Here is a 13,845-nt window from a genome sequence, read left to right as displayed (position 1 = left end):
GGTGGTCAGCGGCCGAGGAGACGGCGGGCCTCCCCCACCGTCACCAGTGAGCCGGTGACCAGCACTCCGGTGCCGCCCAGCTCGCCTTCCTCCTCGGCCAGGCGCACCGCGGCGTCCAGCGCGTCGTCCAGGCGCAGCGCCACCTCGACCCGGTCGGCGCCGAAGACATCCACCGCGACCGCCGCCAGATCGTCCGCCGGCATCGCCCGCGGCGAGGTGCTCTGCGTGATCACGACGCTGCTGAAGACCGGCTCCAACGCGGCGAGGATGCCATCCGCGTCCTTGTCGCCCAGGACGGCGACCACACCGACGAGGGACTCGAAGCCGAAGGCCTCGTCGACCGCGGCCGCGAGGGCCTCGGCACCGGCGACGTTGTGCGCGCCGTCCAGAACGATCGTCGGCGAACGCCGGACCACCTCAAGCCGGCCCGGCGAACTCGCCTGGGCGAACCCGGCGAGCACGGCGTCGGCGTCCAGCTGGTTCTGCCCACCGCCGAGGAAGGCCTCGACAGCCGCCAGCGCCACCGCCGCGTTGTGCGCCTGATGCACGCCGTGCAGCGGCAGGAAGACCTCCTCGTAGGTCCCGCCGAGCCCGCGCAGAGTCAGCATCTGCCCGCCGACGGCGGCCCGCCGGCCGACGACACCGAACTCCAGGCCCTCCCGGGCAACCGTGGCGCCCAGCTCGGCGGCCCGGCGCAGCAGCACCTCCGCGGCGGGCAGCTGCTGCTGGGCCAGCACGAGCAGCGAGTCCGGCCGGATGATGCCGGCCTTCTCCGCCGCGACGGACTCGACCGTCGAGCCGAGCTCCGGATGGTCCAGCGAGACCGGCGTGATCACCGCGACCGGGGCGTCGATGACGTTCGTCGCGTCCCAGGTGCCGCCCATCCCGACCTCGATCACGCCGACGTCCACCGGCGCGTCCGCGAAGGCGGAGAAAGCCATCGCGGTGAGCAGCTCGAAGAAGGTGACCCGCTCGGCGTGCCGGGTGTCGACGAGCTCGGCGTACGGGATCACGTCGTCGTAGGCGCGGGCGAACACCTCCGCGCTCGCGGGGGTGCCGTTGATGCTGATCCGCTCGGTGACCGTCTCCAGGTGCGGCGAGGTGTAGCGGCCGGGGCGCAGGCCGAACGCCTGCAGCAGGGCGTCGATCATCCGGGCCGTGGAGGTCTTGCCGTTCGTCCCGGTGATGTGGATCGACGGGAAGGACCGCTCGGGATGCCCCAGCAGGTCCACGAGATCCCGCATCCGCTCCAGATCGGGAAGCATCCGGTGCGGGAACCGCCCGGCGAGCGCCTTCTCCACCCTGGCGAGGCCGGCAGCGTCGTCCGGCGGGTTCCCCGTGCTCACGTCTGTCACGGTGCCGAGGTTATGGCATCACCGAAGCGGCCTCTTCGCCGCGGGAGACAGCCGCGCAGGTCGCCGGCCTCCGAACGCCGGCCGCCCCGGCGCGCCGCGGTCTGTTGCTCCGCGACTCGCCGGGGCGGATGTCCGCCGATCAGGCCGCCGGGTCAGACCACCGCCACGTGGCGAGGCCCCGCCCGCACGGCCCCGCGGTCAGGCCGACTTCTCCTGGCGGCCCGGGTTGCGCTTGGACGCGGCGACGTCCCGTGGCACCAGGGTGGGGTTGACGTGCTCCAGCACGACCTCGCGGGTGATGACCGCGCGGGCGACGTCCTTGCGGCTCGGGATGTCGTACATCACCGAGAGCAGGACCTCCTCCATGATCGCACGCAGGCCACGGGCACCGGTGCCCCGCAGGATCGCCTGGTCGGCGATGGCCTCCAGCGCGTCGGTCGTGAAGTCGAGGTCCACGCCGTCCAGCTCGAACAGCCGCTTGTACTGGCGGACCAGGGCGTTCTTCGGCTCGGTGAGGATGCGGATCAGCGCCTCGCGGTCGAGGTTGGAGACGCTGGTGATGATCGGCAGCCGGCCGATGAACTCCGGGATCATTCCGTACTTGAGCAGGTCCTCCGGCATGATGTCGCCGAAGACGTCCGAGGAGTCCGGGTCGTCCTTGCCGTGGAGCACCGCGCGGAAGCCCAGGGACTTCTTGCCGATCCGGGATTCGATGATGCGGTCGAGCCCGGCGAAGGCACCCCCCACGATGAACAGCACGTTCGTCGTGTCGATCTGGATGAACTCCTGATGCGGATGCTTCCGACCACCCTGCGGCGGGACGCTCGCGGTCGTTCCCTCAAGAATCTTCAGCAGCGCCTGCTGCACACCTTCGCCGGAGACATCCCGGGTGATACTGGGATTCTCCGACTTGCGGGCGATCTTATCGACCTCGTCGATGTAGATGATGCCCGTCTCGGCCTTCTTGACGTCATAGTCGGCGGCCTGGATGAGTTTGAGAAGAATGTTCTCGACATCCTCGCCCACATAGCCCGCCTCGGTCAGCGCGGTCGCGTCGGCGATGGCGAACGGGACGTTCAGCATGCGGGCCAGGGTCTGGGCGAGCAGGGTCTTGCCACAGCCCGTCGGGCCCAGCAGCAGGATGTTGCTCTTCGCGAGCTCGACCTCGCTCTTCGCCGCGTCACCACTGGAGGAGCTGCCCGCCTGCACCCGCTTGTAGTGGTTGTAGACGGCTACCGACAGCGTCTTCTTCGCGGCCTCCTGGCCGACGACGTAGCCGTCGAGGAACTCGTAGATCTCCCGGGGCTTGGGCAGTTCCTCCCACTTCAGCTCCGAGGACTCGGAGAGCTCCTCCTCGATGATCTCGTTGCAGAGGTCGATGCACTCATCGCAGATGTAGACGCCTGGGCCAGCGATGAGCTTCTTCACCTGCTTCTGCGACTTACCGCAGAAGGAGCACTTGAGCAGGTCACCGCCATCACCGATGCGTGCCACCGAGGACTCAGTCCCTTCGTCCAGACGATGGTGTCGCCTGCGTGTCGGGGGCGGTGCGCACCGCCCGGTCGTCGCGTGTCTGCCTGTATCCGTCCTCGTGGGGACGGTACCCCGCGGGGGCGTCCGGTGAGAGCCCAATCGCTGGGCTCATACCGGTCAGCCTACGGTCATCGGAGGCGTCCCCGCTCGTCCACACAGCCCGTTCGGCGTCACAGCACGATCGGGTGTCCGAATTGAGAGGTGGTGATGCCAATGCGTCGCACCTGGCCCGCCACCGAGGAGCCTGCCGGGTGAAACCGGCAGACCCACCGGGGACCACAGCCATGGCCTGCCCGACCCCCGCCGGGCCCGCGGGAAGGCAGGCCCGGCGACGCCGCACGCGACCGGAGGTTCAGCGCGCTGCGGCGAGCCGCGAGGACTTCCGGGTCTTGATCACTTCGTCGATGAGGCCGTACTCCTTGGCCTCCTCGGAGCTGAGGATCTTGTCGCGCTCGATGTCCTTGCGGATGTCCTCTTCGTTGCGGCCGGTGTGCTCGGCGAGCATCCGCTCCAGCAGCGTGCGCATCCGCAGGATCTCGCGCGCCTGGATCTCGATGTCGCTCGACTGGCCCTCACCCTGCGCGGACGGCTGGTGGATGAGGATCCGGCTGTTCTGCAGCGCGAACCGCTTACCGGGCGTACCCGCCGCGAGCAGCACCGCCGCCGCCGACGCCGCCTGGCCCATGCAGATCGTCTGGATGTCGGGCCGGACGAACTGCATCGTGTCGTAGATGGCGGTCAGCGAGGTGAACGAGCCACCCGGCGAGTTGATGTAGATCGAGATGTCGCGGTCCGGGTCCTCGGACTCCAGGAACAGCAGCTGCGCCATCACATCGTTCGCCGACGTGTCGTCGATGGGCGCGCCGAGGAAGACGATCCGCTCCTTCAGGAGCTTCGAGTACGGATCCATGCCGTACTCGCCGCGGGACGTCTTCTCGATGATGTTGGGGAGGACGTACCGGCTCTGCGGCCCGTAGTAGCCCTGTGATCCGTACATGGTGACTGCCTCCGAGGAGAGCGGGTGACGAGGGTCGGGACTTCTCCGGCGGCTTGCGGCCGTGGGGGTACGTCAGCTCACCGGGCCTTCGCTGGGAACCTGGCGGGCCCGCTGGACGACGTGGTCCACGAAGCCGTAGTCCTTCGCTTCATCGGCGGTGAACCACCGGTCGCGGTCGGAGTCACGCTCGATCTGCTCGACCGGCTGACCCGTGTGGAACGCGATGCGCTCCTGCATCATCCGCTTCGTGTACAGCATCTGCTCAGCCTGGATCGCGATGTCGGAGGCCGTACCGCCGATGCCGCCGGAAGGCTGGTGCATCATGATCCGCGCGTGCGGCAGCGAGTAACGCTTGCCCGGCGCACCCGCGCAGAGCAGGAACTGGCCCATCGACGCGGCAAGGCCGAGCGAGACCGTGGCGACGTCGTTCTCCACGTACTRCATGGTGTCGTAGATCGCCATGCCGGCGCTCACCGATCCACCGGGCGAGTTGATGTAAAGGAAGATGTCCCGCTGGGGGTCCTCGGCGTTGAGCAGCAGCAGCTGCGCACAGATCGCGTTGGCGATCGAGTCCTCCACCACCGAACCAAGGAAGATGATCCGCTCGCGGAGCAGCCGGTTGAACACCTGCTCGTCGAAGCCGGGACCGCTCTGGCCGGGAGAGCGCAGACTCGGGCCCGGGACAGCCAGGCGAGGGGCGGCGATGTCACTCACAGTCGGATCCTCGGCTTCCTTTGGCGGCATCTGATTGACCGGCTCGACACTATCTGTGACCCGAGCCGGTTCCGGTGCTTCTCCCTCGATGTTCGCGCTGGGCGTGAGGCTGGGCCAGTCCGGCATCCCTGTGCTCCGAGCACCTACGGACCCGAGCCGAAGCCCACAGCGTGCCCTGCGGTGTCCACCTGTGGTTCCCGGACACGCGGACGGCCCCCGGTACCCGGTCCATCAGGACCGAATTCCGGAGGCCGCCCCACAACGCCGCGTCAGGCCCGGAAACGCCCGGGCCCGCCACTACTTCGAATCGCCCGCGTCAGCCTCGGCGTCGCCCGCATCGCTCTGAGCGTCCGAGTCGGCGTCAGCGGCCGGAGCCACCGGACCCGCCGCGCCCGTCGGAAGCTCCTCGGCGTCAAGCTCGTCGGAGATGTCCACGACGTCGTCACCCTCATCGGCCGACGGCCGACGAGGCAGGTGCAACTCCACCGGGTTTCCCTCGGAGTCGACGACCTTCACGTTCTCCAACAGCAGGAACAGCGCCTTCGTCCGGAGCACGTCCGCCATCAGGGCGGTCAGGCCCTCACCCTGCGCCAGGTGCTGAGCGTACTGATCCGGCTGCACACCGGCCCGCTGCGCCCGCATCAGGATCTGCTCCATCAGCTCGCCCTGGTCCAGCCCGATCGACTCCGCGTCGATCACAGCGTCCAGGATGAACTGCGACCGGATCGCCTTACCGGCCGAGTCACGCACCTCGGAGTCGAACTCCTCCGCGGACTGCCCCAGGGTCTCCAGGTAGGCCGCCCGGTCCGTCCCCATGTGCTCCAGCTCGTGCGACAGGCGGTGCTCACGCGCCTCCAGCTCGCCCGCCAGCACCGACTCCGGAACCGGCACCTCGACCAGCTCGACCAGCTTGTCGAGCAGCTTCTCGCGGGCCTCGCCCAGCTGCTCCTGCTTCCGGACGGTCTCCAGCCGGGTCCGAACATCCGCACGCAGCTCGTCCAAAGTGTCGAACTCGCTGGCCGTCGTGGCGAAATCGTCGTCGAGCTCCGGGAGCTCCTTCTCCTTCACCCCACGGACAACCGCCGTCACCTGGGCCGTCCGCCCGGCGTACTCGCCGGCGAGCAGCTCGGTGTCGAAGGTGCGCTCGTCGCCGTCCGAAGCACCGGTGATCGCCTCATCGATGCCGTCGATCAGGTTCCCGCTGCCCACCTCGTACGACATCCCGGTGGCCGTGGCGTCCTCGATGGCCTCACCGTCCACCGACGCGGACAGGTCCAGCGACACGAAGTCGCCCTCCTGCACCGCACGCTCCACCGGCTTCAGGACCGCGAACCGGTCGCGCAGAGTACCGAGGTACTCCTCGACCTTCTCGTCCGACACGACCGCCGGCTCGACAACCAGCTCCAGGTCACCGAACTCCGGCAGCGTCACGTCCGGACGGACATCCACCTCGGCGGTGAACACCAGCTGAGCGCCGTCGGCGAACTCGGTGATGTCCACCTCCGGCCGCGACAGGACGTCGACCTCCTCGGCCTGGACAGCCTCCGAGTACAGGCGCGGCAGCGCCTCCTGGATCGCCTCGTCAAGGATCACACCCCGCCCGAGGCGCTGGTCGAGGATGCGCGGCGGAACCTTGCCCGGGCGGAACCCGCTGACACGCACCTGACGCGCCAGCTTGCGGTAGGTGGCATCGACGGACGGCTTGAGCTCGTCGAAGGGCACCTCGACRGTCAGCTTGACCCGGGTAGGACTGAGGGTCTCCTTGGTGGCCTTCACGGCGCGGCGGTCTCCTGGTACGACGTCGGACGGGGTGATGCGCCGAGAGTATCGGTCGGGGCGGGGAGACTCGAACTCCCGATCTCCTGCACCCAAAGCAGGCGCGCTAGCCACTACGCTACGCCCCGAGGCGTTGCATCCCCATCCTACGGGGTAAGCTCGTCCTCATCACCAACGCGGGTGTAGCTCAATGGCAGAGCCCCAGCCTTCCAAGCTGGCCATGCCGGTTCGATCCCGGTCACCCGCTCGAGCTGGGATTCCTATGCCCAAAGCCGTTGGCTTTGGGCCTTTGGCCGTTATTTTGTCGGGGGGCGTTGCCCCCCGGAGCCCCCCTGCCGCTGGCGGGGTGGGGGCCCCGGGCGTTTGGAGTGTGGTGGGTGTGCTGGGGTTTCGGGGGCGAGGCCCCCGGACCCCCAAACCCCCTGAGCCGCTGGGGTTTCGGGGGTGGTGCCCCCGGGCCTCCGAACCCTTGGGGCGCTGGGGTTTTCCGGGGTGGTGACCTTGGGTCCTCATTGGCCGTTTAGGCGGTGGGGGCCTGGGGGTGAGGGCCCTGAGCTGGTGGGTTTCGGCGTGTGGGTCGTGTCGGTGAAGCCGGTTCGGGGGTGGGGCGGCTTGCGTTGGGCTCCCGTGCCCGGGGCCTGTTTCCTGAGCTGGTCTTGTGCCCTGAGCTGAAAGTTCGGGTCGGTCGTCGGTTCGGGGGTGGCGGAGCCGGGTTTCTCGGCACTGGAGAAGCGTCCAGGCGGATCGGTTCGACACTCTCCGAGATTTGCCGGGTTCGGAGCGTCGCCATAGTCCAGGCGGCCGGAATCGCCCCGGAACGACTGGGTGGGCGACGAACCTCCCGACTCGGGGGCTCCCCGCCGGATGGTCGGGCGCACAGGGTCGCCGACTCGGTGGCGGACCACTGGAGTGACCGACCATCCCATGGCGGATGGTTGTGCGTTGATTGCCGCCGATTTTGCACATGTTGGGGGTTCTCGACGGTGACCTTGGGGCCGAGTCGACACTGTCCGTGGTCGGTCGCATCGCCTTTGTGATCCCGCGGGTCGGCGGGGTGACTCCGGCCGTCCGGGCACTTCGGGGTGCTTCAGTCGCTTCGGGTTCGCGTCGCCCGTACGGGCGATCTGAGGGTTTTCGGGGGCCGGGCAGGTCAGGGGGCCGCACGGGCCCCTGGTGGGTGGCGCGTGTGCAGGTCCTGGTGGGGCGGTGGCGGCCGTAGGGTGCGCGGTGTTGCTCTCGTTGCCCTCGCCCCGGGAGGCGTCATCAGCGAAGGAACACGCACCCTCCGCGCGTGGCTGCCGATCGCCGCCTGTGCCGGAATCGGCCTCAACAGCCTGCGGCTGCGTGCGCGGGTGCGCGCGCTGGCGGTGATTCCGCCAGCCGAGCAGGCCGTGCATCCCTCGCACCGGTTCCTGGTCGCCGGCGGCGTCCGGCTCGACGAGGCACAGCGGCGGGCGGCGAGTGCGTACGCGCTCCGGGAGGGCCTGTCCGTCCTGGATCTGGTGCCTGCCGAGATGGCCGCCCATGAGGTGCTCGACCTGGCGCGGATGGTCGATCCACGGGCCGACCGGCCAAGCCTGCTCACCTCGGGGCGCGGTGCCTTCCAGGCCCTGCTCGTCGAACAGGACGTATGGGAACGCGCCGGACTGGATCTGCCGACGCCGACCCGTGTCGAGCTCGTCGCGGCCACCGCGACGCTGCGGCTTCATGCGTGGACCGCGACGGGGCTGGCGATTCTGCCGGGGCTCTCGGCGGGTGCGGGGTCCGCGACGCAGCGGCTGGAGATCGAGTTCGCCGCCTACCCCTGGGCTCCCGGTATGCCGTTCATGCCGCTCGCCCGTGACCTCGCGGTGGTAGCCGGCATGGCCGCAGTGCCAGCCTGGGCGCTCGGCGCCGCCCTGCTCGGATGGGTGCAGCCCCTGATGGTGAGTGCGGGGCGGATTCGGCTCACGGCGGGTGAGCTGGCCCGCAGCCCGCTCACCCGTCGGCTGCCGATGCTGCGGTTTCTCGTCTCACCGGTCGTCGCCAGGCGGACCGCACCGGCAACCACCGCTGGCACGAGCGTGACCGACGCCACAACCACCGCCCCTGCCGCCACCGCCACCACTGCCACTGCCACCAATGCCACTGCCACTGCCACCAATGCCACTGCCACTGCCACTGCCACTGCCGTTGCTGCCACCGCCGCCGCGTGGACGCCTCGGCCTGGGCCACCGGTGCCGGAGCCCGCGGTGCTGGCGGCGAAGAGGCGCCAGTACGCGGCCGACCTCGCCGCCGGCGTCGACAGGTTCCTGGAACCGCCGTTCACGGCCTGCCCCTGGTGCGGCGGAGCCGAGCTGGCACTCGAACTGCTCGGCGCCGACTGCTTCCAGGCGAAGCCCGGCGTGTTCCGGTACGACCGGTGCCGCGACTGCGGCCACGTCTTCCAGAACCCACGGCTGACCCTGGCCGGGCTCGAGTTCTACTACCGGGACTTCTACTCCGGTCTCGGCGCCCGCCTGGTCGAGGAGCTCTTCAGCCGCAACACCGCCACCTACCTGGACCGGGCCCGCATCGACATCCCCGCGCCGCGGCGCTGGCTCGACGTCGGCGGGGGCTTCGGCCACTTCTGCGCGACCGCTCGGGAGGTCTGGCCGACGACGTCCTTCGACGGCCTGGACATCGGCGAGAGCATCGGCCAGGCCGAACGCCGGGGCTGGATCGAGCATGCCTACCGGGGCCGGCTGCCCGACCTGGCGGCCACCCTGCGCGACCGTTACGACGTGGTCAGCATGTTCCACTACCTGGAGCACACCCGAGACCCCCGGGAGGAGCTGCAGGCCGCCGCGCAGGTTCTCGCCCCGGGCGGGCACCTGCTCGTCGAGCTGCCGAATCCGCACTGCCCCACCGGCCGTTGGTTCGGCACGTACTGGCCCGGCTGGCTGGTCCCCCAGCATCAGCACCTCCTCCCGGCCGACAACCTGACCGCCGCTCTGGACGACCTCGGGCTGAAGGTTCTCGACGTGCGGTTCGGTCCAGCCCACCAGGGCGGGGACGCCCCGATCGCGCTGTGGGGGGCCTGGCAGCGGGCCGCCCCGCCACCGACCAGCCCGTGGCTGGACGTCGCGAGCCCCGCGGCGGCGCGGGTGCGGCGGGTCCTGCTCGGCGCGGTGACGGCCGCGGTGATGCCGGCGGCGATCGCCTGGGATGCGGCGAGCCGCCGCTATCTCACCGCCGGCCGGCGTTCGAACGCATACCGGGTGCTGGCCGCGCGGAGGTGACGGATCGGAGTCGCCACGCGACAAAGCGRCTTCCCATGATCCCGTGACCGGCGAACTACCCTCTGCTGGCGAAGCGGCCGTGTCAGTGAGGGACCGGCGCGGCGCGCGTCTCGGGGGGTGGCACGGAGCCGTGGCTGGACGGGGTGTCGCTCGGGTGCTGGGGGTACTGGCCGCGGCAGTGAGCGTGTTCGCGCTCGCCGGCTGCGGCGGGCAGGTCACCGGCGAGGCCCGCGGGCCATGGCCCGTTGCCCGGCCGGGGCCGAGCATCGTCCCGCCTGATGCGGGGCGCAGCGGTGACGAACCGGGCCACGCCGACGATCCGCGGCCGGCCGACGCCACGATCCTGGCCCTGCCCGCAGGCTGGGCCTGGGTCGCCTACGCCACGGTGCCCCGCCTGGAGATCTTCGCGGATCGCCGCGGCGGCGAGCCGCGCTGGACCCTGGACAATCCCAATCCGCGTGGCATCACCCTGGTGCTCGGCGTGGAGGAGAGGCAGCGCGACTGGCTTCGGGTCCGGGTGCCCGTCCGGCCGAACAACAGCATCGGCTGGGTGCGGGCAGCCGACGTCCGTCTCACGACGACGCCCTACGAGCTGCTGGTCGACCGCCGGGCGCACCGGCTGACCGTCTTCCGTGACGGGGCGGTCGCCGCGAAGCTCCCGGTCGGCATCGGCACCGGTTCGACACCGACGCCACGCGGCGTGTTCTACCTGACCGAGCTGCTGCGCCCGGCGGACCCGAACGGCCCCTGGGGACCGTTCGCCTTCGGGCTTTCCGGCTTCTCGGACGTCATCACCCAGTTCAACGGGGCCGACGGCATCATCGGGCTGCACGGCACCAACCGCCCGGACCTTGTCGGCTCGGACGTCAGCATGGGATGTATCAGGCTGCGCAACGATGACCTGCTGCGCCTGGTGGGTCTCGTCCCACTCGGGACGCCCATCACGATCGTGGGCTGAGCGCGCTGCGCCCACCACCCGCGGGCGTTCAGGGCTCGACGTAGTCGAACACCCGCCGGTAGGGCAGATCCAGCAACGCCTCGATCGAGACTCCGCAGGAGGCGAGCGCGAGCGCTGCGGGCAGGGCGGCGAGCAGGAGCCGGTTACGCCGCTGCGGGGCTGCGAGCAGCGCCGCGACCCGCCGCGGAACAGGGCCGGGTCGTGGGCCGCCACCGGCCGCGACCGCCCGCAGCTTGGCGGTGCGTGGCTCGCGGAGGCGACCGGGGAACAGCCGCCGGCCGGGCCGCCTTTCGGCCGCGCCGACGACGGCGGACTCTTCAACCGCGGCCTGCTCGACGACAGCCTGCTCGGTGGCGGCCAGCGCGGCCGTGCCGACGACGTGCGCGACCGAACGGCGATCACCCACCACGCTCGCCGCCTGCTCGTCGGCCCACCGTTCGATCGCGTAGTCGATCACGGTGACCATCGGCCACAGGGGCGGTAACGCGGCCGCCGCGAGGCGTGCGCCGAAGGAGAACCGGTGGTGCCGACCCGCCAGATGCGCCCGCTCGTGCGCGAACAACGCCTGATGCCGGCCCGCGCCGACCGCGGTGAGCATGCCCTCGGTGACGACGATGCGCCCCGGGACGCCGGGAAGGGCGAAGGCGTCCGCGCGACCATCGGGGATCACCACGATCTCACCGGTGCCCGGCAGCGCGGCAGCTTCAGCTCGGGCGGCCCGCACGGACCTGAACTGACTCCGCCCGGTCACCAGCACCGAGATCATCGCGACCGTGACCAGCAGCAGGCATGCCCAGGACGCCCACAGCGGCATCTCGCCGGACTGCCAGGACATCACCACCGGTTGGTGCGCCGGCGACAGCCCGACGACCCGCGCCACCGCCGGCATGCCGAACGCGACCAGGCTCAGCGTGCTCGCGGCGGCGAACAGGCCCGCGGCGGCCGTGTAGCCGAAGGCCACGGCGCGCGGTGGCAGCAGGTCGACCAGGATGCGCCCGGCGACCACACCCGCGGCCGGAGCGAGAACGACCGAGACAAGCAGTTGATCGACGGCCACGGCTCGCCCTATCGGCTGGGCTCGGAGCCAGGCGCCGTGCCGGCCCCGCCACCGTCGCCGTGGGCCTGCAGGTCGCCGCCGGCCAGGGGCACACCACCCGGCTGGGCGGGGGCGGAGGCCAGCAGGTCCCGAACCAGCGCCTCGTCCGTGGGGGAGAGCGCCGCGATGAAGTGGGTGAGCGCGCGTCTGTGGTCGGCCTGGCCGGCGAGCAGCCGGTTCATCCGCCAGGCGACGAGCGTGGCCGGATCGCCGGGCGCCGAGTACAGGTAGGCCCGCCCATGGCGCCGACGAGTGACCACGCCCTTGGCATGAAGCCGGGTGAGCGTGGTGACCACCGCGCTGTAGGAGAGCCTCCCGGAGTCCGGAAGGAGGTCGCGTACCTCACCGGGAGAGAGTTCCCCGGAGCTGTGCAGCACGCCAAGCACCTCCTCCTCCAGCGAACCAGGTGGCCGGCGCCGCGCGGCCGGCACTGCCTCGGGCAGCACTGCCTCGATCGGCGCCGCATCGGACGGCTCCGCGTCGGTCGACGATGTCGCGTCATCCATCAGAACGGCTCCCCAGCGGTACTCGGGGAGCCGAAACGATGCGTCGCCCGGGCGGCACCCCCATGCAGCGCATTTCCCCTCCGCCTCACATCGCACCACGATACGAGCGGTTGGGCGAAACTCCCACGAACGGGCCGGGTGGGACACCGAAGGCCCACGACCACCACACCGCTCAGCCAATGACCTCCCCGGTGTTCCCGGTGTTCCCGGTATCCGCGGGAACATAGACGGCACGGCCGGTACGCAGGTCAAGACACAGGTCACCGCCCGGATCACACGCCGCGGGCCCCGTTCGGTCGGCTCCCCCGCGGTGATCGTCCCTGCCGACGAGATCGACACCGCGAGCACACCCGGGCTCCGGGCCACGGCCCGCCTCCCAGGGACGCAGACCGAAGCGGACTCGGCAGGTACCGGTCACCGGCGGTGGGAACGTCGCCCGGCACCGGCTCCCGGCCACCTCGACCGCGGCGCAGGCGACCGGGAGGCCCGCCAACCCGTCGTCGACCGGCGCACCGGGCCGGTAGGAGCACATGAACAGCGGCCGGGCCGGTGAGACGGCCAGTGCCCGCCCCGGTGACGCTGCCGGCCCTGGTGACGCTGCCGCCCCTGCGCACGGCCGTAGCACGAAGAAGAGCGTCAGGGCCGCGCCGTCGAGCCGAACTCCTCGTGCGACGACCCCGGCTCCCGGCACCAGCTCGCCGAGATCGAGGTCGAACCGGTAGTCCAGGTCCTGCGGCTCCGGCACTCCCCCGGCCCGGACGGGCCCCTCATCCGCACCGGTCGCGGGCACGCCGACGCCGGGCACGCCGACGCGGGACGCGGCGCGTGCGGTCAGCGGGTCGACGGGACCAACCGGGCCCCGCCGGCGGGAACGGCGACAGGCCACCATTCGATGAAAACACCGTCCGGGCCAAGGTTCGCGGCGAACCCGCGTCCGGCCACCTTCGGGCACCCCGGAGCTGGTTTCTCCGGGCAGCTCCCGGTGGGCCGGCCAACCAGCCGCGCCCCGCATGACATCAACCAGGCCGAACACAGCGTGAGGCGTGGTCCGGACGGACGCGTCGACGTGTCAGGCCGGCTCACGGAATCGCAGGGGATGTTGCGGGCGGATATGGTGCCGGCATGTCGACCTTCAGGATCAGCGAGGTCGCCGGCCTGCTCGGCGTGAGCGACGACACAGTGCGTCGCTGGGCGGACGGCGGACGGCTGCCCACCGTGCGAGACGGCGCGGGCAGGCAGGCGGTCGAAGGCGCGGTGCTCGCGCAGTTCGCCATCGACATGGCCGGTGAGCTCCCGCTGAGTTCGCCCTCCATCGTCGGCGCCTCCGCCCGCAACCGGTTTCCCGGCATCGTGACCAGGGTGCGCCGCGATGAGGTGATGGCCCAGGTCGAGATCCAGTCCGGCCGGCACCGGGTGGTGTCGCTGATGAGCCGCGAGGCCGCCGACGAGCTCGGGCTGGAACCAGGCGTCCTCGCCGTCGGCACGGTGAAGGCGACCAACGTGGTCATCGAGCTGCCCGAGCGGCACTGACGGACGTCGTCCGGCACCGGCACAGTCCGCCCGGATGGCCGCTACCGGACGCGCTCCGACCGGTTCCCTCGGCCAGGTCCCGTCAGCCAGGTCCCGTCAGCCAGGTCCCGTCAGCCAGGT

General features: G+C 70.8%; 11 protein-coding genes and 2 tRNA genes. 4 read left to right on the top strand and 9 right to left on the bottom strand.

What is annotated here, in order from left to right:
• Nucleotides 1–5 precede the first annotated feature (5 nt).
• From CcI49_RS07915 to CcI49_RS07890, 6 genes are all read right to left on the bottom strand, one after another.
• Nucleotides 6–1,355 carry a folylpolyglutamate synthase/dihydrofolate synthase family protein gene (locus tag CcI49_RS07915; RefSeq protein WP_054566908.1) on the bottom strand — a complete coding sequence of 450 codons (1,350 nt, stop codon included), beginning with the start codon at nt 1,353–1,355 and terminating at the stop codon, nt 6–8.
• Nucleotides 1,356–1,553: 198 nt separating this feature from the next.
• Nucleotides 1,554–2,849 (bottom strand): ATP-dependent Clp protease ATP-binding subunit ClpX, encoded by a 1,296-nt coding sequence (gene clpX, locus CcI49_RS07910; RefSeq protein WP_006542686.1) that lies wholly within the window; start codon nt 2,847–2,849, stop codon nt 1,554–1,556.
• Nucleotides 2,850–3,240: 391 nt separating this feature from the next.
• On the bottom strand, nt 3,241–3,885 hold the full coding sequence (locus tag CcI49_RS07905; RefSeq protein WP_006542685.1) for an ATP-dependent Clp protease proteolytic subunit: 645 nt from the start codon (nt 3,883–3,885) through the stop codon (nt 3,241–3,243).
• Nucleotides 3,886–3,957: 72 nt separating this feature from the next.
• The gene (locus CcI49_RS07900) at nt 3,958–4,599 is read right to left on the bottom strand and encodes an ATP-dependent Clp protease proteolytic subunit (protein ID WP_076825578.1); all 642 of its coding nucleotides are present in this window, start codon (nt 4,597–4,599) and stop codon (nt 3,958–3,960) included.
• 297 nt (nt 4,600–4,896) lie between these two features.
• A complete protein-coding gene (gene tig, locus CcI49_RS07895) occupies nt 4,897–6,375 on the bottom strand; it encodes a trigger factor (protein ID WP_076825401.1) in 1,479 nt (492 codons plus the stop codon).
• Nucleotides 6,376–6,430: 55 nt separating this feature from the next.
• Nucleotides 6,431–6,503 (bottom strand) — tRNA-Pro (locus CcI49_RS07890).
• 48 nt (nt 6,504–6,551) lie between these two features.
• On the opposite strand from CcI49_RS07890, the gene CcI49_RS07885 reads away from it, so the two are divergent.
• From CcI49_RS07885 to CcI49_RS07875, 3 genes are all read left to right on the top strand, one after another.
• Nucleotides 6,552–6,622: transfer RNA gene (locus CcI49_RS07885), tRNA-Gly, on the top strand.
• Nucleotides 6,623–7,595: 973 nt separating this feature from the next.
• Entirely contained in the window at nt 7,596–9,635 is a 2,040-nt protein-coding gene (locus tag CcI49_RS07880) for a class I SAM-dependent methyltransferase (protein ID WP_241839956.1), read from the top strand.
• Between the two features lie 130 nt (nt 9,636–9,765).
• Nucleotides 9,766–10,593 (top strand): L,D-transpeptidase, encoded by an 828-nt coding sequence (locus CcI49_RS07875; protein ID WP_241839955.1) that lies wholly within the window; start codon nt 9,766–9,768, stop codon nt 10,591–10,593.
• Between the two features lie 28 nt (nt 10,594–10,621).
• Here the strand turns inward: CcI49_RS07875 and CcI49_RS07870 are convergent, their stop codons facing one another.
• From CcI49_RS07870 to CcI49_RS07860, 3 genes are all read right to left on the bottom strand, one after another.
• Nucleotides 10,622–11,650 (bottom strand): M48 family metalloprotease, encoded by a 1,029-nt coding sequence (locus tag CcI49_RS07870; RefSeq protein ID WP_054566906.1) that lies wholly within the window; start codon nt 11,648–11,650, stop codon nt 10,622–10,624.
• A gap of 8 nt (nt 11,651–11,658) precedes the next feature.
• Nucleotides 11,659–12,195 (bottom strand): BlaI/MecI/CopY family transcriptional regulator, encoded by a 537-nt coding sequence (locus CcI49_RS07865; RefSeq protein ID WP_076825398.1) that lies wholly within the window; start codon nt 12,193–12,195, stop codon nt 11,659–11,661.
• Nucleotides 12,196–12,367: 172 nt separating this feature from the next.
• A complete protein-coding gene (locus tag CcI49_RS07860; protein ID WP_076825396.1) occupies nt 12,368–13,084 on the bottom strand; it encodes a hypothetical protein in 717 nt (238 codons plus the stop codon).
• 233 nt (nt 13,085–13,317) lie between these two features.
• On the opposite strand from CcI49_RS07860, the gene CcI49_RS07855 reads away from it, so the two are divergent.
• On the top strand, nt 13,318–13,725 hold the full coding sequence (locus tag CcI49_RS07855) for a TOBE domain-containing protein (protein WP_054566903.1): 408 nt from the start codon (nt 13,318–13,320) through the stop codon (nt 13,723–13,725).
• The last annotated feature ends 120 nt before the right edge of the window (nt 13,726–13,845 follow it).

This window comes from Frankia sp. CcI49 (assembly GCF_001983215.1).
In the GTDB taxonomy this organism is placed as follows: Bacteria; Actinomycetota; Actinomycetes; order Frankiales; family Frankiaceae; genus Parafrankia; species Parafrankia irregularis.
This window is presented reverse-complemented; position numbering and strand designations above follow the sequence as displayed.

What these genes read in the sequence shown, in the direction of transcription:
- CcI49_RS07905 (WP_006542685.1), bottom strand. Translation starts at nt 3,885, where the DNA reads ATGTACGGATCACAGGGCTACTACGGGCCGCAGAGCCGGTACGTCCTC.
- CcI49_RS07865 (WP_076825398.1), bottom strand. Translation starts at nt 12,195, where the DNA reads ATGGATGACGCGACATCGTCGACCGACGCGGAGCCGTCCGATGCGGCG.
- CcI49_RS07860 (WP_076825396.1), bottom strand. Translation starts at nt 13,084, where the DNA reads ATGGTGGCCTGTCGCCGTTCCCGCCGGCGGGGCCCGGTTGGTCCCGTC.
- CcI49_RS07855 (WP_054566903.1), top strand. Translation starts at nt 13,318, where the DNA reads ATGTCGACCTTCAGGATCAGCGAGGTCGCCGGCCTGCTCGGCGTGAGC.